The following is a 20,887-nucleotide window of genomic DNA, read 5'->3' on the forward strand; positions in this document are numbered from 1 at the left end:
GGGGCGAGCGGAGCGGATCCGGCCCCGGAGAGGAACCGTCATGGCACTGGACCCGAACAGCTCTCTCGGCGACTGGCTCGGCCACCCGCGCGCAGGGGTGTACATCCGTGAGCTGCTGAGCGACGCGGGGGTTTCGGAGGACGCCCTCGGGCCCGTGCTCGGCATGCCCCTGCAACAGCTCGTCCTCCTGAGCGACGGCGCCATCCCGCCCGCGCTCGTCGAGCATCTGACGGGGCTCGTCGCGGACGACGCCGAGGCCGGTGCGACCGGGGGAGTCCCCGCCGACGGCGCCGGAGAGGACGAGGACGCGGGGCGGTCGCCGGCCTGAGCGCGGGCCGACCCGCCGCGATCCCCCGCGTAGACTGGGGAGGTCACCCCCGCAGAGGATCGATCCATGACCGCTTCCGCAAGCCCGACGTTCAGCGTGCGTCACGTGCAGCTCGTGCGCGCCCTTTTCGCGGCGGTCGCGGCGCTCATGATCACGTTCTCCCCGGACCACTCCGCCGCCGTCGGCCTCTCCGTCTTCAGCGGGTTCGCGCTGGCGACGGGGCTGGTGCTCGCGCTGGCCGCCTGGCTCGTCGCCCGGCCGGGCTGGCGCTGGCCCTACGTCCTGCTCGCGGCGTTCTCCTTCCTCGCGGGCATGGCCGGCGGGATCCCGGCGTGGCGCTCCACGCCCCTCTTCTTCGTGCTGCTGATCGCCTGGGGCGCCCTCACCGGACTGGTCGAGCTGATCGCGGGGATCCGCGCGCGCAAGGCCGCGCAGCGCGGGGAGCCGGTGGTCGACGGCGCCCGGGACCACCTCCTCGTCGGGGTACTCGGCCTGCTGCTGGCCGTGGCCCTCCTCCTGGTCCCGATGCAGTACGCGTGGACGTACTCGATCGAGGACGCCGGCGACTTCATCCTGACCGGGATCACCCTCGCGGTGGGGATCTTCGGAGCCTATGCGGCCATCGTGGCCGTGCTGCTCGGCATCGCCGGGTTCTCGCCGCGGCCCGCCACCGAGCACGGAGGAACTGCGTGACCGACGACAAGCCCACCCGCCGCGAGCTGCTGCGTCCCCTCCACCTGCTGGGGATCGCCCTGGGCTGCGGCGTCTTCGCCGCCGTCGTCACGCTCGTGTCCACCGGGGCGTTCACCACCCGGGTCATCGACGCCGTCGCGCGCGGGGCCTATGACGGGCTGACGCCGTGGGGGCTCGCCCTGGTGATCGGGGGCAGCGCCTTCATCGTCACGCTGCTGATCCTCGCCATGCTGATTCTCGCGGTCGACCCGGCACAGGTGACGAAGACCGTCGATCGCCCCGTGCTGCTCGACCCACCCGCCGAGGGCGCCCCTGCCGAGGACGCCGCTGCGGAGGAGACGCCCGAGACGGTCGCGGACGAGGACCCTCCCGCCGACCGCTGACCGTCGCGGAGTGACGCGTTTCGTCTCGTCGCGGCGCTGGTCCCTCCCGGTCGTTGAGCGAGCGCAGCGAGTCGAAACGCGCCGAGCTGGGCCCGTTTCCGGTCGTTGAGCGAGCGCAGCGAGACGAAACGCGCTGAGCCGAGCCTCGCCCGCCGCCGTCAGCGCGCGAGATCCTCCGCGAGCCCGGTGTACCCGGCCGGGGTTAGCGCGAGCAGGCGCTGCTTGGCCTCCTCGCCGATCTCCAGCCCCTGCACGAACTCGGCGAGCTCCGCCGCGCCGACGCGGTGCCCGCGGGTGAGCTCCTTCAGCAGCGCGTACGGGTCGGCGATCGTGGAGCGCCCGGCGACCACCTCGGCGCGGATGACCGTCTGGATCGCCTCGCCGAGCACCTCCCAGTTCGCGTCGAGGTCGGCGAGCAGCACGTCCCGCGCGAGCGAGATCTCGCCGAGGCCCCGGCGGAGGTTGTCGAGAGCGAGCAGGGAGTGTCCGAACGCGACGCCGATGTTGCGCTGCGTCGTGGAGTCGGTGAGGTCGCGCTGGAGGCGCGAGGTCACGAGCGTCTGCGACAGGGACCCGAGCAGGGCGGCGGAGAGCTCCAGGTTCGCCTCCGCGTTCTCGAACCGGATCGGGTTGATCTTGTGCGGCATCGTCGAGGAGCCGGTCGCGCCGGCCACCGGGATCTGGGCGAAGTACCCCAGGGAGATGTACGTCCAGACGTCGGTCGCGAGGTTGTGCAGGATCCCGCCGGCGTGCCGGATCCGGTCGTACAGCTCCACCTGCCAGTCGTGGGACTCGATCTGCGTGGTCAGGCCGTTGAAGCCGATGCCGAGGCTCTCGATGTAGGCGCGGGTGACGGCGGGCCAGTCGGTGTCCGGATCGGCGGCGAGATGCGCCGACCACGTGCCCGTGGCGCCGGAGAACTTCGCCAGGTACTCCGATCCGGCGATCTGCTCCGCGACCCGCTCCAGCCGTGCGGCGAACACCGCGAGCTCCTTGCCCATGGTGGTGGGGGTGGCGGGCTGGCCGTGCGTGCGCGAGAGCATCGCGGCGTCCGCGTGCTCGACGGCGAGCTCGCGCAGCGTGGTGGTGACGGCCCGGAGCGCGGGAAGCCACACCTGCTCGACCGCGCGCTTGACGGTGAGCGCGTACGCCGTGGAGTTGATGTCCTCGCTCGTGCAGGCGAAGTGGGTGAGCTCGGCCACGGCGTCCAGCCCGAGGGCGGACAGGCGGTCGCGCATGAGGTACTCGACGGCCTTGACGTCGTGCCGTGTCACGGCCTCCTTCTGGGCCAGCCAGGCGATCTCCTCGGCGTCGAACTCGCGGTAGAGGGCGCGCAGGCGATCCTTGTCGGCGTCCGCGAGCGGCGAGGTGCCGAACAGCGAGCGGTCGGTGAGCGCGATCAGCCACTCCACCTCGACCTCGACGCGCGCCCGGTTGAGCCCGGCTTCGGACAGATAGTCGGCGAGCGGCGCGACGGCGGCGTGGTAGCGGCCGTCGAGGGGGCTCAGCGACGCGGACGGGTGGGCGGGCTGCGCAGTCAGGGGAGACCTCCTGATCGAGGCGTCCGGGGGATCCCTCGGAAAGCTCAGGGACCGAGGCGGACCCGGGACGCCGGTGGCCGGATGGCGGGTTCGAGCTGACGGAACAGGCCGCGGCTCGCGCTCTCGATCATACCGAGCACGCTGTCGAACATCGCGGCGTCGGCGTAGTACGGGTCGGGGACGTCGAGCACGCTCGCCTCACGGTCGAAGGACATCAGCAGCACCACCTTGCCCTCCTCCGACTCGTCGCGCGACCACTGCCGCAGGCTCCGTTCGTGGGTGCGGTCCAGTGCGACGACGAGGTCGCTGTCGGCGAAGGACTCGTAGGTGAACTGCTTGGCGCGATGGAGGGATCCGTCGTAGCCGCGACGCGCCAGGGCCGCGATGGTCCGTTCGTCGGCGCGTTCGCCGACGTGCCAGTCGCCGGTGCCGGCGCTGCGGGAGAGGATGCGGTCGCCCAGCCCCTGCTTCTCCGCCAGATCGCGGAACACGACCTCCGCCATCGGCGACCGGCAGATGTTCCCCGTGCAGACGAAGACGACGCGGAACGGATCCGGCTCGGTCATGCGTCCATCATGCCGCACCCTCCCGTTCCTGCCGAGGGGCGAGGGCCGGTCGACGGCGAGGAGCACCGTCCGAGCGGCGACTCGTCCTGCACCGATCAGAAAGGTGCCGGGTTGTCCACCGATCCTGTGGACGCGCGCGTGCGCCGCCGTCCGGTCCCGGAGAGTGGAGCGCATGACGGCATGGACGGGCTCCTTCCTCGCGGGGATCGAGGCGGAACGCGCGCTCGGCGAGGCGGCGGCGGTGCTGCGCTGCGCCCTCGAGGACGCGGAGTCGGCGGGTGGGGAGCTGCGCGGCCTCACCGCGGAGACGGCGTGGCACTCGGAGGGGATCTCCGCGCTGGGGGAGCGGGTGGCGACGTTGGCGGCGGACCTGTCCGACGCGACCGTGGCCGCACGGACGGCCGCATCCGAGCTGGGGATCGGATGACGGCCGTTCGCGCATCCGCCGCGGCGGGGGCCGCGCGCCGGACGTGGGAGGGGCCGCGGGCCGGACTGGGGACGACACCCGCGTGGGGAGGAGGGCGGCTGGGGAACGCGGGCCGGACTGTGGGGGTCCGGCCCGCACGAGGGGTGACGCGGAGGCTGTCGGCTGTGCGACGGCACCCGAGACGGGCAGGGACCAGGGGATCGATCGGGAAGGACGGACGGGTGGGGGACGAGCTGGACATCTCTCGCGGCGGGGCGCTCGCCGTGGACACGGAGCACCTGAGGGGTGTCGGCCGGCGTCTGCGCGCGCTGGGGGAGCGGTTGGCGCGGGTGGCCGGGGAACTGCGCCTCGTCCGCACGCTCGCCGACGGGGCGGGCGCGGACGCGTCCGGGCTGGAAGGGCCGGCGCAGCGGATCGCCGGGGTCGCCGAGCTCCTGGTGCCCACGGCGCAAGGCGTCGAGCTCATGGCCGAGGCGTACGAGATCGTAGAACTGCGTGCCCGGGCTGAGCTGAGGGCGGCCTCGGACCCGGGCGAGGCCGCGGCGTTGCGCCGGGATGCCGAGCTGCTCTCCGAACGCAATCCCGCCGCGGCTGCTGCTGCGGCGTCCCTCCTCGCTCAGGGGGAGCGGCGTCGGTTCGATGGCTTCGTCGACCAGACCCGGTGGGCGCAGTACCTGTCGCCCGCTGGCGCCCACTCGGCGCAGCTGGCCGCGGGGCTGTGGCTCACGGGCGTCGGGATGGTCGGCAAGGGGGTGCGCCTCGCGGATCGGCCGCTGCACCCGTCGGACACCTCCGTCGTGATCGCTCCGACCAGGGTGCCGGGGCCGTCCGCGGCGCCTCGCGGGCTCGCAGACCTCACGGACCGGTTCCCGGCCACCCCCGGCGCGCAGGTGCGGGTCGAGACCTACACGATGCCCGACGGCCGTCGGGAGTACATCGCCTATGTGGCGGGCACACAGCTTTCCGCCGACTCCCGGGAGCCGTGGGGGATGGGCGCGAACCTGGACCTGTACCTGCACGACCGGGAGACCGCCTCGTACCAGGCGGTGGTTGACGCGCTCCATGACGCAGGGGCCGGGGAAGGGGACGCCGTCGCCATCGTCGGGCACTCCCAGGGCGCGATGATCGGCGGCCTCGTGGCCCAGAGCGGCGAGTTCCCGGTGCACACGCTGGTCGGCTTCGGCTCCCCGATCGACCCGGTGCTTCCCGAGTCCACGACGAGCGTGATGGTCCGCCACACGGACGACCCGGTGTCCAGCCTCGCCCAGGGAGGCACCGTCGCGGGCACCGGGTCGTCAGACAGCGTCGTGGTCTCGAGGATCGGCGACCCGGCGCAGGGGCTGCAGGACGCCGTACTTACGACCCATCACCTGTCGACGTACGCCGAGACCGCGGCGCTCGCCGACGCCGCTGGGGACCCGCGGCTGACCGCGCTCGGGGAACGCCTCGCGGCACTGGACGAGGCGGTGGAGATCCTCGCCACCGACTACGTCGCGAGGATCGAGCCGCCGACGAGGGTGCTGGCCCCCGGCGCCGACGCTCCGGCGGACGATCGGTTCTGACCTCGAGACGAGTTCGCGGGAGCCGTCGTCCTGTTCGCGGAAGCCGTCGTCCCGTTCGCCGGACCCGGCCCGCGGAGGGATCAGTCGCGACGGCGGTCGCGCTGCGGGCGGAGGATCCCGGCGAAGACGGCGTTGATGATCGAGATGATCAGCGCCGCGACGACGCCCCACCAGAAGTTGCCGACGTTCAGACCCCAGCCGAACATCCCGGTGATGACGGCGGTCAGCCACAGCAGGAACCCGTTGATGATCAGCGAGATGAGCCCAAGGGTCAAGATGTACAGCGGGATCGCCACGATGCGGACGACGGTGCCGATGATCGTGTTGACCAGGGCGAAGATCAGCGCCACGACGAGCAGGGTCAGCACGAGCTGCAGCGTCTCCCCGGGGGCGAACGGGGTCACCGTCACCTGCAGGAAGGGCATGAGCGTCACCACCCAGATGGCGAACGCGTTCACGATGACGCGGATCAGGAATCGCATGCCCCGAGTCTGCCAGGCCCGCGTCCACTTCCACAGGCCCTTGTCCTCTCCGCCCTCCCCGTGCTTTCCCTTCCTTCCCCTCCTCCCCATCGCCGAAACCCCCTCGCGCCGCCGAGACCCCCTCGCAGACGCGCGTTCCAGAGGGGGTCTCGGCGGGAGGGGGGGTGTCGGTGGCCTTTTGGGCCGGGGAGAGAGGGAGGCCGGGGAGGGGGAGACGGAGAGGGAGGAGGGGGCGGTTCTAGACTCGACAGGGTGAGCGAGCCCATCCTGCCCCGCATCCGGCCCGAGATCGCGGCGCTTCCGCCGTACCGCCAGGGCAAGCAGGCGTCCGCCGACGCGTTCAAGCTCTCCAGCAACGAGAACCCCTTCGATCCCCTGCCCCAGGTGCAGGCCGCCCTGGCGCGGGCCACACCCATGAACCGCTACCCGGACGCGACCGCCGGGGCCCTGCGCGCGCGGCTCGCCGAGCGGTACGGGGTCCGGCCCGATGCCGTGCACGTCGCCTCGGGGAGCGTCGCGATCCTGTACCAGTTCGTGCAGGCCGCGGCATCCGTGGGCGACGAGGTCGTCTACGCCTGGCGGTCGTTCGAGGCCTATCCGGGCATCCCGCTCATCGCCGGGGCGACGGGGATCCCCGTGCCTCTCGCCGAGGGCGGACGACACGACCTGGACGCGATGGCCGCGGCGATCACAGACCGCACGCGGGTCGTGCTCGTCTGCACGCCGAACAACCCGACCGGCCCGATCGTCACGAGCGCCGAGTTCGCCGCCTTCCTCGACGCAGTGCCTCGCGACGTTCTCGTCCTGCTCGACGAGGCCTACGCGGAGTTCGTCACCGCACCCGATGCCGTGGACGGCCTGGCCGAGCGTGTCTTCGAGACCCACCCCAACGTCGTGGTCCTCCGCACCTTCTCCAAGGCGTACGGGCTGGCCGGACTCCGCGTCGGCTACGCCATCGGGGATCCGCGCGTCCTCGACGCGGCTCGCAGCACCGCCGTGCCGCTGTCGGTGACCGCCGCCGCCGAGGTCGCCGCCATCGCGAGCCTGGACGCCGAGGACGAGCTGCGCGTGCGCGTCGTCGAGCTCGTCGCCCGACGCACGACGCTCGCGGAGGGACTCCGGGCCCAGGGCTGGGCGGTGCCCGACGCACAGGGCAACTTCGTCTGGCTCCCGACCGGGGATGAGACGACGGAAGCCGCGGACGCCTTCGCCGAGGCTGGGATCGTCGTGCGCGCGTTCGCCGGGGACGGCATCCGGATCTCGGTCGGCGAGGAGGAGTCGCTGCCGCGCATCCTCGACACCGCCGCCGCGCTGCGTTCGCGCTCCTGAGCGTCCGCCCCAGCCGCATACGCCGCTCGGCGCACACTCCGCAGGGCACGCGCCGCTCGGCGCACCACTTCCGCCGCGCCCGCGCCGGCGGACCCCTGCACCCCACCCCCGGACTGCGCACGCCGCAACCGGACACGCCGCGCCCGCGGGCATCGCGGTCTGCGGCGTCGGCCGGTAGCGTCATCCGCGTGAGCACGCCGCCGTACCCGCCTTCGAGGAACGACCTGACGGCCTCGGGGGTCCCCATCCCTCCGCAGCGCCCGCCGGGCTCGCCGGTGCTGGGGCGCGTGGCGCTCGGCCTCGGCGCGGGTGCCGCCGTCATCGGCCTGCTGGCCGCGGTGGCCGTCGTGCTCATGACGTTCGTGCCGTCGGCGGATGCCGTGTCCCCGCTGTGGAACGTCCTCGGGACGCTCGTCGGGCTCGCCGCGATCGTCCTCGGCATCGTCGCCGTCGCGACCCGTCGCGGCCGCAAGCCCGGGGCGTGGGGGATCGGCCTCGCCGCGCTCGGCGCGGCGCTTCCGATGCTCGCGTGGGCCGTCTCGATGGTCGCGATCCTCATCGGTGTCGGAGCGGTCATCGCGAATCAATGACGGACGGACGGCATATCCCGCGGGCGGCATGAATCGGTGGAGAAGGTCCTACGGATCCGGAGAACCGTTGTGCGGACTCTCCACGCCCGAGCCCTGAGGCTCGGTTAGCGTAGAACCGTGACCGCCGCTGACCCCGCTCTGATCCGCGTCCTGGACGCCGACGGAGCCTTCGCACCGAGTCCCGCCGCCGAAGAGTTCCTCCCGCTGATCGACGCCCTCACCGACGCCGAGCTCGAGCAGTTCTACCGCGACATGGTCGTCATCCGCGCGATCGACACCCAGGCCACGAACCTGCAGCGGCAGGGACAGCTGGCGCTGTGGCCGCCGAGCCGCGGCCAGGAGGCCGCGCAGGTCGGCTCCGCCCGTGCCGCGCGCCCGCAGGACACCCTCTTCCCCTCCTACCGCGAGCACGTCGTGGCGCGGATCCGGGGCGTCGACCCGGTCGACATCATCCGGCTCATGCGCGGCGTCTCGCACGGCGGGTGGAACCCGACGGATCCGAAGAACGGCAACACCCGGCTCTACACGCTGGTCCTCGGCTCGCAGGTGCTGCACGCCACCGGGTTCGCCATGGGCCTGGTGTTCGACGGGAAGTGCGGCACCGGAGACCCCGATCGCGACGAGGCCGTCATGGTCTACTACGGCGACGGGGCCTCCAGCCAGGGCGACGTGCACGAGGCGATGGTGTTCGCCGCGAGCTACCGGACCCCCGAGGTCTTCTTCCTGCAGAACAACCACTGGGCCATCTCCGTGCCGGTCACGACCCAGTCGCCGGTCCCGCTGGTGCAGCGAGGGCCGGGCTATGGGATGCCCAGCATGCGCGTGGACGGCAACGACGTTCTCGCCAGCTACGCCGTCACCCGGCACGCGCTGGAGGGTGCCCGCTCCGGCGGCGGACCCCGCGCGATCGAGGCCGTGACCTATCGGATGGGCGCGCACACGACCAGCGACGACCCGACCAAGTACCGCGGCGACGCGGAGGAGGCCGAGTGGGCCCGGCGGGATCCGATCACCCGGATGCGGGCGTACCTGGAGTCCCGCGGCGCCGCCTCCGCGCTCTTCGAGGACGTGGAGGCGGAGGCGGCGTCCGCCGCGGAGGATCTGCGCGCGCGCACCGTCGCCCTCCCGCCCCCCGACCCGGCGATGGTGTTCGAGCACATCTACAGCGAGCCGCATCCGCTGGTGGACGAGCAGCGCGCCTGGCGCGCACAGTACGAGGCGTCCTTCGACGCCGGCACCGCCACGGAAGGGGGCCGGGCATGACCATCGAGACGATGCCGTTCAGCAAGGCCCTCAACGCCGGGATGCGCAAGGCCATGGAGGACGACCCGCGCGTCCTTCTCATGGGGGAGGACATCGGCCGCCTCGGAGGGGTCTTCCGCGTCACCGAGCACCTCCAGCGGGACTTCGGCGCGCAACGGGTGCTGGACACCCCCCTGGCCGAGTCGGGCATCGTCGGAACCGCCATCGGCCTGGCCATGGCCGGCTTCCGCCCGGTGTGCGAGATCCAGTTCGACGGGTTCGTCTTCCCCGCCTTCGACCAGATCACCTCCCAGCTGGCCAAGCTCACCTACCGCCACGAGGGCGCGATCTCGATGCCGATCGTGATCCGGATCCCCTACGGCGGGCACATCGGAGCGGTCGAGCACCATCAGGAGAGCCCCGAGGCGTACTTCACGCACACGCCCGGGCTGCGGGTCGTGTCGCCGTCCACGGCGAACGACGCCTATTGGATGATCCAGGAGGCGATCCGCTCGAACGACCCCGTGATCTTCATGGAGCCCAAGAGCCGATACTGGCCCAAGGGCGAGGTGGAGCTGGAGGCCCCGGCGCTGCCGCTGCACGCGTCGCGCATCGTCCGCCGCGGCACCGACGTCACCCTCGTCGGGCACGGCGCCATGGTCACCACCCTCCTCCAGGCGGCCGCGCTCGCCGAGGCGGAGGGCACGAGCTGCGAGGTCGTGGACCTGCGCTCGCTCTCGCCCGTGGACTACGGGCCCATCCTGGACTCGGTGCGATCCACCGGGCGGATGGTCTACGCGCAGGAGGCGCCCGGGTTCACCAGCCTGGGCAGCGAGATCGCCGCGACGGTGATGGAGCGCGCCTTCTATGCCCTCGAGGCGCCGGTGCTGCGGGTGTCCGGGTACGACACCCCGTTCCCCCCGGCGAAGCTCGAGGGGGAGTACCTGCCGGATGCCGACCGCATCCTCGAGGCCGTCGACCGGTCCCTCGCCTACTGAGGCCGGTGCTCCCGCCCGCTCGACGACCGGGACGAGCCGCTCGCGCACCGACCGGAATGAGTAAGGATCAATCATGAGCACCCAGACCTTCACCCTGCCGGACGTCGGCGAGGGCCTCACCGAGGCGGAGATCGTGTCGTGGCGCGTGGCGCCCGGGGACACGGTGGCCGTCAACGACGTCATCTGCGAGATCGAGACCGCCAAGTCGCTCGTCGAGCTGCCGTCGCCGCACGCCGGCACCGTCGGCGAGCTCCTCGCGGAGGAGGGCGCGACGATCGACGTCGGCACGCCGATCATCACATTCGTGCAGGACGACGGATCCGCGCCCGTCGCCGAGCCTTCGGCCCCTGCCGCGGACGAGGGATCGGGGTCGGTGCTCGTCGGCTACGGCTCCGGCTCCGGCGCGTCCTCGCGACGGCGTCGCCCGGCCGCCCGCCCCGTCCGCAGCTCCGTGGGCGTGATCGCGAAGCCGCCGATCCGCAAGCTCGCCCGCGACCTCGGCGTGGACCTGGCCGCCGTCACCCCGACCGGGGCGGACGGGGAGGTCACCCGTGAGGACGTGATGACGCAGGCGCAGCAGGCGTCGGTGTTCCGCAACATCCGCACGCCCGAGTGGGGCGACGTGCGCGAGGAGACCGTTCCCGCCCCGGCTCCGGCGCCGGTCGGGCTGGCGCGCGGTGTCGCCGCCCCGGCGCATCCGGCGCCGGCGGGTGCCGCCCCGGAGCGCCCCGAGTCGGCCCCCGACGAGCGGACCGAGTCGATCCCGGTGAAGGGCGTGCGTAAGGCCAGCGCCAATGCGATGGTGCAGAGCGCGTACACCGCCCCGCACGTGACGGTGTGGAAGGAGGTGGACGCCTCCCGCACGATGGAGCTCGTCAAGCGCCTCAAGGCGTCGCCGGACTTCGCCGACGTCAAGGTCTCGCCCCTGCTGATCATGGCGCGCGCCGTGATCTGGGCGGTGCGTCGCACGCCCATGGTCAATGCCGCCTGGGTCCAGGGCGAGAACGGTGCGGACATCCTGGTCCGCCACTACGTGAACCTGGGCATCGCCGCCGCCACTCCGCGGGGGTTGATCGTCCCGAACATCAAGGACGCCCAGAATCTCGGCATGCGCGACCTGGCCCGCGCCCTGAACCGTCTGACCCTCACGGCCCGCGAGGGCAAGTCGACCCCCGCCGACCAGCAGGGCGGGACGATCACGATCACGAACATCGGGGTCTTCGGGATGGACGCCGGCACCCCGATCATCAACCCGGGCGAGTCCGGGATCGTCGCGATGGGGACGATCAGCCAGAAGCCGTGGGTGGTGGACGGCGAGGTGCGCCCGCGCTGGGTGACGACGGTGGCCGGCTCGTTCGACCACCGCGTGATCGACGGCGACGAGATGAGCCGCTTCATCGCCGACGTCGCCGCGGTGCTGGAGGAGCCCGCCCTCCTCGTCGACTGACCCCCGCCGCGACGCCTCGCCGCGTCGTGCCGTGCCGTGGACGGCGCCGTGCGCCGCGCCCGCGTCGTGCGCCCGCGCCGTCCGCGTGCCAGGGCGCCGAGTGGTCAGAAATTGTGGGTTGACGCCCCGCGGGGCCACAGTTTCTGACCACTCGACCGAAGAGGTGAGGAGAGGCTGGGTCGTGGCGTCGCGGTTAGTTGAGAACGATTCTCATTTCGTTTAGAGTGAGCGGGTGAAGAAGCCCGTGATCGCCGTCTCGCTCGTGTCCGTCGCCGCCCTCGCCCTCGCGGGGTGCTCGTCCGCCGGATCGGTGGGCGGGGCGAGCCCTGATGACGGGAGGATCGCGGTCGTCGCCTCCACGAACGTGTACGGCGACCTGGCCGCGGCAGTCGGCGGGGACCACGTCGACGTGACCTCGATCATCCGTTCCGCGACGCAGGACCCGCACTCTTACGAGGCCTCCGCCCGGGACCGGCTCACGGTCGAGGGGGCCGATCTCGTCATCGAGAACGGCGGCGGGTACGACGCCTTCATCGACGATCTGCTCGACGGATCGGACGTGCCCGTCCTCACCGCCGTCGAGTTCTCGCACGACTACCCGGGCAACGCCGGTCACGACGAGGCGGAGCACTCCGACCACGCCGGAGCTGAGGACGACCACGCCGAGCACGACCACGGCGACGAGCACGGCGAGGAGGGCCACGAGGGTCACGACCACATCGAGGGCTTCAACGAGCATGTGTGGTTCGACCCGCACACCATGCGCCACCTCGTCGAGGACATCGCCGCGCACCTGACCGAGCTCGACCCCGAGGGGAAGGCCGACTTCGAGGCGGGCGCGGCGTCGCTGACCGCCGAGCTCGAGGACGCGGAGACGCAGCTCGCCGACCTCAAGGAGAAGGCCGCCGGGGCGAACGTCATCCTCACCGAGCCCGTGCCCGGCTACCTCGCCGCGGCGGCCGGCCTGACGGATGTCACACCGGACGGGTTCGCCGAAGCGGTGGAGGAGGGGCGCGACGTGCCCCCGGCCACGCTTCTCGCCGCGCTCCAGGCGATCGAGGGCGGGGGCGTCCGCGCGGTGCTGACCAACGCCCAGACCGGCGGGCCGGAGACGCAGCGGGTCGAGGACGCCGCGACCGAGGCGGACGTGCCGGTCGTCGCGTTCACGGAGATCCTGCCCGAGGGGAAGACGTACGCTGAGTGGATGCATGACGCGATCGCATCCCTCGCCACGGCGCTGGGCGCGTGAGCCCGGCCACCGACGGCGGCTCGGCCGCGCCCGTCCTGCAGATCCGCGGCGCGGCCCTGCGGCGTCCCGGCGGGCGCAGCGGCGACCGTGAGCTGTGGTCGGGGCTGGATCTGGACGTCCGGCACGGCGAGTTCATCGCCGTGCTCGGGCCGAGCGGGTCCGGCAAGACGACGCTCCTGCGCAGCGTCCTCGGACTCCAGGCGTTGAGCGCGGGCCGGATCCTCGTCGGCGGGGAGCCCGTCCGGCGCGGGAACCGCCGCATCGGGTACATCCCGCAGCAGCGTCCGTACGCTCCCGACACCGCGCTGCGCGGCCGGGACGTGGTGGCCCTCGGCATCCAGGGCCCGCGGTTCGGCCTGCCGATCCCGCGGCGCACCGACCGGGCGCGGGTCGACGACGTACTGGCGGATGTGGGGGCGTCGGCGTTCGCCGACCGGCGGGTCGGAGAGCTCTCCGGCGGCGAGCAGCAGCGGCTGCGGGTCGGCCAGGCGCTCGTGGACCACCCGAGCCTGCTCCTGTGCGACGAGCCGCTCTCGAACCTCGACCTCGCGAACCAGCAGGGCGTGACGGACATCATCGATCGGCAGCGCCGCGAGCACGGCGCCGCCGTGCTGTTCGTCACCCACGACATCAATCCGATCCTCGGCAAGGTGGACCGCATCCTCTACATCGCCGGCGGCCGGTTCATGCTCGGGACCCCGGACGAGGTGCTGCAGAGCCGCGTGCTGACGGATCTCTACGGCGCCCCGGTGTTCGTGCTGCGGGCGGGCGACCGCCTCGTCGTCGTCGGGATCCCGGACGCCGAGCCGCACCATGCGCACGACGACGACCAGCACCCGCGGAGCGTCGCGTGAGCGCGGCCGGGGTGCTGGCTGCCGTGCCCGCGGTCGACTGGGGCGACGTGTTCTCGTTCCAGGACTACGGGGCGCTCGTGGCGCTGCTCGCGAACTCGATCATCGCGGGCGCGGTGCTCGGGATCGTCGGCGGCCTCGTCGGGGTGTTCGTGATGCAGCGCGACCTCGCCTTCGCCGTGCACGGGGTCAGCGAGCTGTCGTTCGCCGGCGCCGCGGCGGCCCTGCTGCTCGGCGGCAGCGTCGTGGCCGGATCGATCGGCGGCGCGCTGGTCGCGGCCGTGCTGATCGGGCTCCTCGGGGCCAGGGCCCGAGAGCGCAACTCGATCGTCGGTGTCCTCATGCCGTTCGGGCTCGGGCTCGGGATCCTGTTCCTGTCGCTGTACGAGGGGCGAAGCGCCAATCGATTCAGCCTGCTGACCGGGCAGATCGTGTCCGTGTCCAGTCCGGACCTCGGGTGGCTCATCGGCATCAGCGCGGTCGTCCTCGTCGTCCTCGTCCTGATCTGGAACCCGTTGCGGTTCGACTCGCTGGACCCCGTGTCCGCGCAGGCGCGGGGTCTTCCCACGGGCGTCCTCGGGATCGTGTTCATGGTGCTGCTGGGGCTCGTGGTCGCCGTCGCCGTCCACATCATCGGCGCCCTGCTCGTGATGGCGCTGCTCGTCACGCCTGCCGCGGCCGCGATGCGGGTCGCTGCCGGGCCCCTGTCCGTTCCGCTGCTGGCGGCGCTGTTCGGGTTCGTCGCCGCCGTGGGCGGGATCCTTCTGGCGCTCGCCGGTCCGCTGCCGGTCAGCCCCTACATCACGACGATCTCGTTCGCGATCTACCTCGGCTGCTGGGCCGTGCAGCGCTCGCGCGAGCGGATCCGCCGCGCCTGACCGGCGTCGCAGACCCGTTCGCGCGTCCGCTCAGGCGGTCGGATCCCCGTAGAGCTCGGCGACGTCCTTCGCGTCCAGCCAGCGCGAGTAGGTGGGGCCCTGCGGCCAGCCCTCCGGGACGTCCTGCCACTTCTCCTGGCGTCCGTACGGGAGAACGTCGTAGAGGGAGAAGAGGGGACCGAACTGCTCCGCGCCCCGACTGGTGGTGTGCCAGGTGCGGTAGACGTCGTCGCCGTCGCGGAGGAAGACGTTGATCGCGAACCCCTCGCCCGGCCCGGCGTCGACGTCCGCCCCGAACGGGCTGCCGGCAGACGAGTACCAGGTCATCAGGTTCCCGACGCGCTTCTTGTAGGCGAGGATCTCGTCCATCGGGCCGTTCGTGACGATCACGAAGCGCGCGTCGACGTTGGCGAGCCCGCCGGTCCGGCCCCACTGCGACGTCAGGCCGGTGCATCCCGAGCACTGCCACCGGGCGCCGTCCGTCCACATGTGGTGGTAGGTGATGAGCTGGCTGTGCCCCTCGAACACGTCGGCCAGCGTCACGGTCGACCCGTCCTCCGCGGTGAGGGTGTATCTCGGGAGCTTCACGGCGGGGAGCCGCCGACGCTCGGCGGCGATGGCGTCGAGCTCGCGGGTCGCGGCCTTCTCGCGGACGCGCAGGCGGGCGAGCTCCTCGCGCCAGGTCTCCTCGTCGACGACCGGGGGGAGCGGAGTGGTGGGTGCGGACATGAGGCCTCCGATGTTCACGCTGTACACATCTGGTATGTTCACACCGTACACATCGTGCGTCGGGAGGACAAGGGGTGGCCTATCATCACGGCGATCTCGCCGCGGCGCTCGTCGAGGCCGCGGTCGAGCTGACCCGCGAGGGCGGACCGGACGCGCTCACCGTTCGGGAGGCCACGCGCCGCGTCGGCGTCTCGCCGAACGCCGCCTACCGGCACTTCCCCCACCGGGACGCCCTCCTCGAGGCGACGGCCGACGCGATCCAGGCCCGGCTCGCCGCCGCGATGGCCGCGCAGGAGGGGGCGACCCCGGTGGCGCGGCTGCGGCGCGTCGGCCGCGCGTACGTGGACTTCGCGCTCGCCGAGCCGGGATGGTTCGCCGTGGCCTTCTTCGGCGGCCGCCCGCCCGGCCCCGCCCAGCTCGCCCAGTCGCCTGCCTACGGGGCGCTGATCGACGCGCTCGACGCCCTGGTGGCCGAGGGCGCGGTGGCGCCGGCATCCCGCGACGACGCGGCATGGGCGTGCTGGGCGACGGTCCACGGCTTCGCCGAGCTCGCCCTGCACGGGCCCCTCGTCGACACCGCGCCCCCGGAGCTGCGCCGACGGGCGGCGGTCGCCATCGATGCGATCATCGCCGGCGTGCAGAGCCGACCGGGTGAGCGCGGCGTCGGCTGAGCCGGTTCCCAGTCCGGCGTCAGTCCCGCGGAATAGACTCGGGGGCATGGCTCAGCGCAATACGTGGCAGCGTGAGCGGGTGCGGGACGCGCTCGCGGATGCGCGCGGCTTCGTGAGCGCGCAGTCGCTGTTCGCGACGCTGCGCGAGGAGAAGACCGGGATCGGCCTGGCGACGGTGTATCGCGCGCTGGCCGGGCTCGCGGCCTCCGGCGAGGCCGATTCCCTGCAGAGCCCCGAGGGCGAGGCGCTCTATCGTGCCTGCAGCAGCGAGGGGCACCACCATCACCTCATCTGTCGCTCGTGCGGTCTGACGGTCGAGATCGAGGCGTCCGACGTCGAGCAGTGGGCACGCCGCACCGCCGCGCTGCACGGGTTCCGCGACGCCGAGCACGTCGTCGACATCTTCGGCCTCTGCGCGGCGTGCGCCAACGCCGGCGCGCGTGACGACGCGACCGCCGTCCAGGAAGCGTGAGCGCGGCGTGACGACCACGGCACCGCCCCGTCGCTCGGCGCCCGCAGGACCACCGTCGCGGCGGCGCGAGCCGATGTCGGGGCGTGCGAAGGCGCTCGGCGCCGCGGTGGGCGTCGCCGTCGTCGTGGCGCTCGTCCTCATCGACGTGTTCGTTCCGACGCTGTTCCCCGCGACTCTCCCGACCCGCGTGCAGGACGGCCTGACGCTGTCGCTCAGCGTGCTGTTCGAGGCGCTGCCGTTCGTCGTGCTGGGCGTGCTCCTGTCGATCCTCGTGCAGGTGTGGCTGCCCTCCGGCGTCATCGAGCGCATCCTTCCCCGACGCGCCTGGGCACGGCGGGCCGTGCTGTCGCTGCTGGGCATGCTCATCCCCGTGTGCGAGTGCGGCAACGTGCCGTTCGCGCGCGGGCTCATGATGCGCGGGCTCGCCCCGGCGGAGGCGCTGACGTTCCTCATGGCGGCGCCGATCGTGAACCCGATCGTCATCCTGACCACGCACGCGGCGTTCGGATGGGACGGCGGCATCCTCGTGGCCCGCCTGGTCGGCGGCTACGTGATCGCGAACCTCATCGGGTGGATCTACAGCCGTCATCCCTCGCCGGACGCCCTCCTGACGTCGCACTTCCTCGACACCTGCGACCGCGCGGCGCATGAGCCGGGCACGCCGGTGCGGCGGAGCCTCGTGCAGTTCCTCGTGGAGCTGCGCGCGGTCATGCCCGCCCTCGTGATCGGCTCGGCGCTGGCCGGGGCCGTGCAGGTGCTCGTCCCGCGCGACGCGCTGCTCGCGATCGGATCCAACCCGGTCCTCTCGATCGTCGCGATGATCGCGCTCGCGGTGACGGTGGCGATCTGCTCCAACGTCGACTCGTTCTTCGCGCTGTCCTTCGCCTCCACGTTCTCCTCCGGCGCGATCATCGCGTTCCTGCTCGTCGGCCCGCTGGTCGACATCAAGATGATCGCGCTGCTGCGCACCACCTTCACCGCGCGGACCATCGCGGGCATCGTGGCGGTCGTCGTCCTGGCGGCGTTCGGCATCGGGATCGGGGTGAACGTCTTTGTCTGACGCCGTGCTCCCCGTCTCCGCCGCCGAGCGCCCCCCGCGGAGCCGCCGGCTGCGCGGCCTCGGCACCCGCTGGCTGGGGGTCGGGCTCGCCGCCGTGATCTCGGTCGTGACGCTCGTGCTGGGGGTCACCGGTCGGCTCACGCTCTACATCAGCCCGGAGACGGTCTGGTTCGCCTGCGCGGCGGCGGTGGTGACCCTGATCGGCGCCGTGTGGTCGTGCACCCTGCCGCTCGGCACCGAGGATGACCACGGCCACGATCACGGCCACGGCCACGATCATGGCCATGACGCCGCAGAGGCGGGCGCCGCGCATCGCGGGGGACCGGGGGCGGTGCGTCGGGCGGCCGGGACCGCGGCGGTCGTCACCGGCGGCGTGCTCGCGACCGGCGTCGCGGCCGGCGCGCTGCTCCTGCCGCCGGCCTCGCTCTCGGTCGATCTCGCCATGTCGCGCGCACCGGGATCGGACGTCCTCTTCGCCGGCGCCGACACCGTCGCCCTGGGGGCCGCGACCGACACCAGCGTCTTCGGGATCGGCGACTGGGCGAGCGTGTTCGCGACCGCCGCGCGGCCGGAGACGTACGACGGCGCCGAGGTGACGCTGACCGGGTTCCTCACACCGGCGGGCGACGAGGGGGACGAGGCCCGACTCACCCGGATGGTGATCACGCACTGCGTGATCGACGCGCAGCCCGCCGCGGTGCCCGTGCAGATCGACGCCTGGCAGAGCGACTACGCGGTCGGAGACTGGGTCGAGGTGACCGGGACGGTGCGGGCGCTGGAGGACGGCACCCTGCGCGTGGAGCCTTCTGGCGTGACCCGCGTCGACGAGCCGGGGGATCCGTATGAGCACTGAGGCCCCCCGCGGCACGGATCCGGCGGACGCGGGTCCCGGAACGGCCGGCGCCGACGCGTCCCGCCCGCTGACCCGCGCGGAGGCGCGCGCCCGTCGCGAGGCGGAGGCGGCGCGGGCGGCCGAGGGATCCGCGGAACCGGCCGCGCCCACCCCGACGGCCGAGCCCGCGCCGACGGCAGAGCCCGCGACGGCAGAGCCCGCGGCGACGGCCGAGCCCGCCGAGTCTGCGGACCCCGCGCCGAGCGCCGCGTCCGCTGAGCAGGGGCCGCACATCGACACGGCCCCGGTGTGGCACATCGATCCCGCCCCGAGCGCCCGGCGAGACCCGGCGCGCACCTATCCGGGGTACGAGGACGCCGCCGGTCCCGGCGACCACGCGGCGGCGACCGACGGCACCGCGGTCGCGGCGGCGGGTCGCGGACGCCGACCACGGTTCGCGCTGCTGCTGGGAGGTGTGCTGGGGGCCCTCGTGCTGCTCGTCGGGGGGCTGAGCGCGGTGAGCCTGATCCAGGGGCCTCGCGTGAGCAGCGTGTCGGTGGACCCGCGCGCGGCGATCGAGTCGTCCGGTACCCGGCTCATCCTCCGGGCCAACGAGCCGCTGGCCGACGTCGCCCCCGAACAGGTGACGATCGAGCCCGCCGTGCCCTTCACCCTCGACACCGCCGGCCGAGCGCTCGGGATCCGCTTCACCGTCCCGCTGGACGACGACACCGAGTACGCCGTCACCGTGGCGGACGTCACCGGCACCGGCGGCGGTCCGGCCGGAGCGCTGCACACGACCTTCCGCACCCCGGAGTCGCAGATCTTCCTCCTCCAGCGCGACGCCGAGGGCGACGACACCATCTTCCGGACGGACCTGGGCGGAGAGCGCGCCGTGCCGGTGTACAGCGCCGCGCAGATCCAGGACTTCCGCGCGACCGCCGATCGGCTGGTGGTCGCGGTGGAGAAGGGCGGCCTGTCGTCGTTGCGGGTGATGGACCTCGACGGCACGCACGAGAAGGAGCTGCCGCTCCCGGGCGACGGCTACCTGTCCATGCTGCAGGTGTCCGATCGGGGTGGCCTGGTCGGTTACACCTTCACGGACGAGAAGATCTCCGCCACGAGCGGGCGTGCGAGCGTGCTGGTGACGCAGTCGGTCCGCGGCGGAGACCCCCGCATCGTCGAGGTCGGCGGATCCACGCCCAGCGTCGCCGAGTGGCAGTTCGTCCCGGACACGTCGTCGGCGCTGTTCGTGGACTTCACCGGGACCCTGTGGGTGGACGACCGCTCGGCGGAGGCCGGGGCGACCAACCTCGGACTGGCACAGTCGATCCTCGGGATCTCGCGGGGCACGTACACCGCGATCATCGAGCGCTCCAACACGCTGCTGGAGCTCGATCTCGCCGACGGATCCGAGCAGCCGCTGCCTCCGTCGAACCCGGACTACGGTCTGTCCACGTCGATCACGCCGTTCCCCGGCGGCACTCTGCGCCACACGGTGGACCGCGACGCCTCGGGCCTGCCGACGGGTCAGGGCATCGCGCGCGTGGACGACGACGGCACGGCGCAGATGCTCCTGTCCGTCACCGGATCGGATGCGATCATGCAGGCGTGCCCCTCGCCGAGCGGCCAGTACTCCGCGATCGTGGTGGCGCCGAACCTCGTCGAGAACCCGTACGACCGCTCCCTGCTGCCGCTGCCGAAGACGCTGCAGACGCACATCCTGGACACCCGCACCGGCGAGGAGAAGGTCGTCCTCGCCGGGTTCGACGCGTCGTGGTGCGCCGTGGGTCCCCGCCGATGACGCGGGGACCCGGCGTGGCGTCCGGGCATCACCGCGCGACGCGCGCCGAGCTGGCCGATCTCCCCGTGGAGGTCGCGCCGCGTCTGCTCGGATCGAGACTGCGCACGGTGCTCGACGGCGAGGAGACGGTCCTGCGCATCACCGAGGTCGAGGCGTATCACGGCAAGGGGACCGGGGAGACCGCGGATCCCGGCTCCCATGCGCGGATGGGGCGGACGGCCCGCAACGCCACGATGTGGGGCGAGCCCGGGCATCTGTACGTGTACCTCAGCCACGGGATCCACTCCTGCGTCAACGTCGTCTGCGGCCCCGAGGGGTCGGCCGGCGGGATCCTCCTGCGCGCAGGCGAGGTCGTCGAGGGCGTCGAGACCGCCGCGCGGCGGCGTGGCGCAACGGTGCCCCTCACCCCTGTCGCCGCCCGGGATCTCGCGCGCGGCCCCGGCCGGTTCGGACAGGCCTCGGGCCTTCGCCATCCGGCGCACGACGGGATCGACGCGGTCACCGGGGCCGAGCGCGCCGGCGCCGTCGCCGAGCTGTGGCTCGCGGACGCCGGCGCGGATCCCCTCCCGATCGCGCGGGGACCCCGCGTCGGGGTCGCAGGGCATGCGGGCACCGCGGCGTTCCCGTGGCGGTTCTGGATCGAGGGCGACCGCACCGTCTCCCCCTTCCGCTGGGGGCGCGGCGCGGCCGAGGCGGCCGCGGCACTCTAGATCCACGACCGTCGCTCCGCTGGTGTGCGTTGCACCGGATCTG

23 protein-coding genes are annotated in these 20,887 nt (G+C 72.8%); 19 read left to right on the forward strand and 4 right to left on the reverse strand.

Features of this window, described 5'->3' with window-relative positions:
• The first annotated feature begins 40 nt into the window (after positions 1–40).
• The 3 genes from V6R91_RS09705 (at position 41) to V6R91_RS09715 (ending at position 1,404) form a co-directional block, all read left to right on the forward strand.
• Positions 41–328: a hypothetical protein gene (locus tag V6R91_RS09705; protein ID WP_271059620.1), complete on the forward strand. Its 288-nt coding sequence runs from the start codon at positions 41–43 to the stop codon at positions 326–328.
• 66 nt (positions 329–394) lie between these two features.
• Positions 395–1,021 carry an acyl-CoA synthetase gene (locus V6R91_RS09710; protein WP_336395293.1) on the forward strand — a complete coding sequence of 209 codons (627 nt, stop codon included), beginning with the start codon at positions 395–397 and terminating at the stop codon, positions 1,019–1,021.
• Complete coding sequence (locus tag V6R91_RS09715; RefSeq protein ID WP_271059621.1) at positions 1,018–1,404, forward strand: hypothetical protein; 387 nt, start codon at positions 1,018–1,020, stop codon at positions 1,402–1,404. The genes V6R91_RS09710 and V6R91_RS09715 overlap by 4 nt, the downstream gene beginning before the upstream one ends.
• A 158-nt stretch (positions 1,405–1,562) precedes the next feature.
• Here V6R91_RS09715 and purB read toward each other — a convergent pair whose 3' ends face one another.
• Together purB and V6R91_RS09725 are read right to left on the reverse strand one after the other, a co-directional pair.
• A complete protein-coding gene (gene purB, locus V6R91_RS09720; RefSeq protein ID WP_336395525.1) occupies positions 1,563–2,945 on the reverse strand; it encodes an adenylosuccinate lyase in 1,383 nt (460 codons plus the stop codon).
• A gap of 44 nt (positions 2,946–2,989) precedes the next feature.
• Positions 2,990–3,511, reverse strand: coding sequence for a low molecular weight protein-tyrosine-phosphatase (locus V6R91_RS09725; protein WP_067249600.1), 522 nt, complete (start codon positions 3,509–3,511; stop codon positions 2,990–2,992).
• A gap of 172 nt (positions 3,512–3,683) precedes the next feature.
• Between V6R91_RS09725 and V6R91_RS09730 the strand changes: the two genes are divergently transcribed.
• Together V6R91_RS09730 and V6R91_RS09735 are read left to right on the forward strand one after the other, a co-directional pair.
• Entirely contained in the window at positions 3,684–3,938 is a 255-nt protein-coding gene (locus V6R91_RS09730) for a hypothetical protein (protein ID WP_336395294.1), read from the forward strand.
• A 221-nt stretch (positions 3,939–4,159) separates the two neighbouring features.
• Positions 4,160–5,500: a hypothetical protein gene (locus V6R91_RS09735; protein WP_336395295.1), complete on the forward strand. Its 1,341-nt coding sequence runs from the start codon at positions 4,160–4,162 to the stop codon at positions 5,498–5,500.
• Between the two features lie 80 nt (positions 5,501–5,580).
• Here the strand turns inward: V6R91_RS09735 and V6R91_RS09740 are convergent, their stop codons facing one another.
• The gene (locus V6R91_RS09740) at positions 5,581–5,982 is read right to left on the reverse strand and encodes a phage holin family protein (RefSeq protein WP_271059624.1); all 402 of its coding nucleotides are present in this window, start codon (positions 5,980–5,982) and stop codon (positions 5,581–5,583) included.
• 252 nt (positions 5,983–6,234) lie between these two features.
• Here V6R91_RS09740 and V6R91_RS09745 point away from each other — a divergent pair, with 252 nt between their 5' ends.
• The 8 genes from V6R91_RS09745 (at position 6,235) to V6R91_RS09780 (ending at position 14,566) form a co-directional block, all read left to right on the forward strand.
• On the forward strand, positions 6,235–7,311 hold the full coding sequence (locus V6R91_RS09745) for a histidinol-phosphate transaminase (protein ID WP_336395296.1): 1,077 nt from the start codon (positions 6,235–6,237) through the stop codon (positions 7,309–7,311).
• Between the two features lie 188 nt (positions 7,312–7,499).
• Entirely contained in the window at positions 7,500–7,901 is a 402-nt protein-coding gene (locus V6R91_RS09750; RefSeq protein WP_271059626.1) for a hypothetical protein, read from the forward strand.
• A 117-nt stretch (positions 7,902–8,018) separates the two neighbouring features.
• Positions 8,019–9,164, forward strand: coding sequence for a thiamine pyrophosphate-dependent dehydrogenase E1 component subunit alpha (locus V6R91_RS09755; protein WP_271059627.1), 1,146 nt, complete (start codon positions 8,019–8,021; stop codon positions 9,162–9,164).
• Positions 9,161–10,141, forward strand: coding sequence for an alpha-ketoacid dehydrogenase subunit beta (locus V6R91_RS09760; RefSeq protein WP_271059628.1), 981 nt, complete (start codon positions 9,161–9,163; stop codon positions 10,139–10,141). Before V6R91_RS09755 ends, V6R91_RS09760 begins: the two co-directional genes overlap by 4 nt.
• Positions 10,142–10,214: 73 nt before the next feature.
• A complete protein-coding gene (locus V6R91_RS09765) occupies positions 10,215–11,588 on the forward strand; it encodes a dihydrolipoamide acetyltransferase family protein (RefSeq protein ID WP_336395297.1) in 1,374 nt (457 codons plus the stop codon).
• A 232-nt stretch (positions 11,589–11,820) separates the two neighbouring features.
• A complete protein-coding gene (locus V6R91_RS09770) occupies positions 11,821–12,837 on the forward strand; it encodes a metal ABC transporter solute-binding protein, Zn/Mn family (protein WP_336395298.1) in 1,017 nt (338 codons plus the stop codon).
• Positions 12,834–13,691, forward strand: a complete 858-nt coding sequence (locus V6R91_RS09775) for a metal ABC transporter ATP-binding protein (protein WP_336395299.1) — start codon at positions 12,834–12,836, stop codon at positions 13,689–13,691. The genes V6R91_RS09770 and V6R91_RS09775 overlap by 4 nt, the downstream gene beginning before the upstream one ends.
• A gap of 23 nt (positions 13,692–13,714) precedes the next feature.
• Entirely contained in the window at positions 13,715–14,566 is an 852-nt protein-coding gene (locus V6R91_RS09780; RefSeq protein ID WP_336395526.1) for a metal ABC transporter permease, read from the forward strand.
• A gap of 30 nt (positions 14,567–14,596) precedes the next feature.
• Here the strand turns inward: V6R91_RS09780 and V6R91_RS09785 are convergent, their stop codons facing one another.
• A complete protein-coding gene (locus tag V6R91_RS09785; protein ID WP_336395300.1) occupies positions 14,597–15,295 on the reverse strand; it encodes a DUF899 family protein in 699 nt (232 codons plus the stop codon).
• A 74-nt stretch (positions 15,296–15,369) separates the two neighbouring features.
• Between V6R91_RS09785 and V6R91_RS09790 the strand changes: the two genes are divergently transcribed.
• From V6R91_RS09790 to V6R91_RS09815, 6 genes are all read left to right on the forward strand, one after another.
• Positions 15,370–15,966: a TetR/AcrR family transcriptional regulator gene (locus V6R91_RS09790; protein WP_336395301.1), complete on the forward strand. Its 597-nt coding sequence runs from the start codon at positions 15,370–15,372 to the stop codon at positions 15,964–15,966.
• A gap of 46 nt (positions 15,967–16,012) precedes the next feature.
• Positions 16,013–16,438 carry a Fur family transcriptional regulator gene (locus V6R91_RS09795; protein WP_067250585.1) on the forward strand — a complete coding sequence of 142 codons (426 nt, stop codon included), beginning with the start codon at positions 16,013–16,015 and terminating at the stop codon, positions 16,436–16,438.
• Between the two features lie 73 nt (positions 16,439–16,511).
• Positions 16,512–17,498 (forward strand): permease, encoded by a 987-nt coding sequence (locus V6R91_RS09800; protein WP_271059635.1) that lies wholly within the window; start codon positions 16,512–16,514, stop codon positions 17,496–17,498.
• A 4-nt stretch (positions 17,499–17,502) separates the two neighbouring features.
• Complete coding sequence (locus V6R91_RS09805; protein ID WP_336395302.1) at positions 17,503–18,351, forward strand: TIGR03943 family putative permease subunit; 849 nt, start codon at positions 17,503–17,505, stop codon at positions 18,349–18,351.
• A complete protein-coding gene (locus tag V6R91_RS09810; protein WP_336395303.1) occupies positions 18,341–20,134 on the forward strand; it encodes a hypothetical protein in 1,794 nt (597 codons plus the stop codon). Before V6R91_RS09805 ends, V6R91_RS09810 begins: the two co-directional genes overlap by 11 nt.
• A complete protein-coding gene (locus tag V6R91_RS09815) occupies positions 20,131–20,844 on the forward strand; it encodes a DNA-3-methyladenine glycosylase (RefSeq protein WP_336395304.1) in 714 nt (237 codons plus the stop codon). Before V6R91_RS09810 ends, V6R91_RS09815 begins: the two co-directional genes overlap by 4 nt.
• The last annotated feature ends 43 nt before the right edge of the window (positions 20,845–20,887 follow it).

This window comes from Microbacterium sp. CCNWLW41 (assembly GCF_037083505.1).